Source organism: Mycoplasma sp. HS2188, assembly GCF_025209835.1.
Lineage (GTDB): Bacteria > Bacillota_I > Bacilli_A > Mycoplasmatales > Metamycoplasmataceae > Mycoplasmopsis.
On sequence record NZ_JAOAOI010000065.1, the window covers coordinates 1 to 621 of the forward strand.

Annotated in this window: 1 pseudogene; it reads right to left on the minus strand. The window is 24.6% G+C overall.

Annotated elements, in window-relative coordinates:
• Positions 1–621 (minus strand): annotated as a pseudogene (locus N1F73_RS03830) (conjugation protein); the annotation flags it as partial.

The window sequence follows — 621 nt, forward strand, 5'->3', positions numbered from 1 at the left end:
CTATATCATTATCAATAATTTTATTCGTCGTATTAATTACACCCACATAAAAAACGCCATTTCTACCATTTAATGCCTCTAAAACCAATGATGACTTACGAGGTAAGTTTACATTCGAAACATTTATTTGTGGTTTAATTCTCTGTTTAATTACTGTATCTAAATTTTTAATCTCATAATCAGTACCTAATTTTAAATGTGGTATTTTGATAGCTATTTGCTCTAAAATAAAGCTTTTAATTTCATTATAATCATCTAAACCTGATAAATTAATATCATCCACAACCAGACCTTCAAAAATATTGTTTTCATTGCTATTTATTGAATCTTCATCTGCAAAACCTTCAATTTGCAATATAAAAGTGTTATTAGGTTCAATTCTGTACTTATCCTTATATTCCTCTTTAACTTCAACATCAATATTCAAAATTTTAGTATCTACATTAAAGCTCAAAGAAATGTTCAATTTACTTATTTCCTCCATATCATTAGTAAAAATTCTATTTATATTTTGATTTAACTTTTTAGTATATTCACTAACTAAACTATCACGAGCTAAACTCAATAATAGTTCTTGATTTAGATTTAAATTAATTAAAGTTTTTGCACTAGAATTAACAT